Annotated in this window: 2 protein-coding genes; one reads left to right on the top strand and one right to left on the bottom strand. The window is 55.4% G+C overall.

Going from position 1 to position 1,592, the window contains the following annotated elements:
• A partial coding sequence (locus R3F72_RS18460; protein ID WP_332778557.1) for an IS66 family transposase occupies window positions 1-291 on the top strand: 291 nt, incomplete at its 5' end.
• Between the two features lie 665 nt (window positions 292-956).
• Here R3F72_RS18460 and R3F72_RS18465 read toward each other — a convergent pair.
• The gene (locus R3F72_RS18465; RefSeq protein WP_332780469.1) at window positions 957-1,418 is read right to left on the bottom strand and encodes a hypothetical protein; all 462 of its coding nucleotides are present in this window, start codon (window positions 1,416-1,418) and stop codon (window positions 957-959) included.
• Window positions 1,419-1,592 lie beyond the last annotated feature (174 nt).

The following is a 1,592-nucleotide window of genomic DNA, read 5'->3' on the forward strand; positions in this document are numbered from 1 at the left end:
CTGCTCGAACGTCTCCAGGCGTACGAGGACGACGTGCTGCGTTTCCTCGACGACCCCGCCGCGCCCTTCACCAATAACCAAGGGGAGCGTGACCTGCGGATGACCAAGGTCCAGCAGAAGATTTCAGGCTGTTTCCGCTCCTGGGAAGGTGCCGAGATCTTCTGCCGGATGCGCAGCTTCCTCTCGACGGCGGTCAAGCAGGGCCTGGCAGCGCACACCGCACTGGAACAGTTGTTTGCCGGTGAAGTGCCCGAATTCATGCGTCGGGACGGCCTGGATCAGGCAGCGTGACCTGAATAGTTACGAATAGCCTTCCTTGGCTTGTTACCAACCGATCATCCTGATCGATCTATGTAGGGCATATACCGTAGGGTCAGGCGGCTGAAGCCTCACCCCGTGCCAGCGATCCTTGCCGACAGAAAGATAATGGCACGCCATCATGTCTTGTACAAGAAAGTTTTTTTGTACAAGGTTCAATCAAGACCGCGCCAAGGCCTTGAAGCGCCGCAACCGAGTGAGAAAGGCTTGGCTGGGAGAGGGTGATGGAGGGGGAAGTTGTACAGCTCGCTTGGTGGTTGGGCTAGCAGCAGAAGATAACTTCTCAGGCTGATTTCATCATCGGGATTCTACAGCTATCAGGGACGGGGTGGATGATGAGGTCATTTCTTTGGCGCCGACGGCAGTTACCAGTGCCGGAAAACCGAGGACGGCACCTTTTTCAGCGGCGACGGCAGCTATCAGGGGCGGCAAACTGATGATGGCACTTCTACGGTCCGGAGGATTGCTACCAGGGCCGGGTCACGCCCTGACGATCCAACTTGTGATCATTAGAAAGCACCTGTTGGGCTAACTTTCCTGATCGGCGGTAAAAAGCCCTGCGCTGAATTCGGTATTCAGGCCTGCATATTGCCGGGTTACACAATGTGCCGAGGCACGGTGACCGGAATATGGACTGATTAGCGCAGTTTCCTTACCAGATTCACCAATTCCTCGGGAGAACCCAGTGCTCTCTCTACAGAGTAGACTCGCCAACCTTGGGCGTTGGCCTGCCGAACATCTTCCGCATTGATGGCAATGCCGACTCGCACATGCGGCCAGGCCAGATCCAGATTGGCAACGATAACGTCGTGCTCGTCCTGAATAGTCAGTCCCGTTTCCGGTAGAAGCGCCGTATTGTGCTGCAGGAGATGCAGTACGCCGTTTAGCCCCGGGTTGGCAAAACGAAAGACAGTTGGCCAGTCATCAGGATGCGCGGTCTGCTGGTTTCGCCTGAGACGTGCGATTAACTGGCGGTCGCTGTGGGACACATACATGTGATCATGATGAGGCTGCCTGCTGTGGCAATCGACACACAGGGCACGCAGATTTTCCCCACGGTTGTCATGGCGCACGGTATTGATGTGATGGACATGCAGCAAATGGCGATAATCGTTGAGGTCGACTTCACATGCTTCGCAGGTGTAGTCCCGGCTTATTCATGAGGCCGGCCCGAAAACGAAGATAGCGGATGGTATTCTCTTGAAAATTCAGTGTGTTCCGCCAAGAATCTGAACCAAGAGAGCCATCCGCTATGGGTGAAAGCCTATCCACCT

It is taken from the genome of Salinicola sp. 4072 (genome assembly GCF_036663415.1).
In the GTDB taxonomy this organism is placed as follows: domain Bacteria; phylum Pseudomonadota; class Gammaproteobacteria; order Pseudomonadales; family Halomonadaceae; genus Salinicola; species Salinicola salarius_A.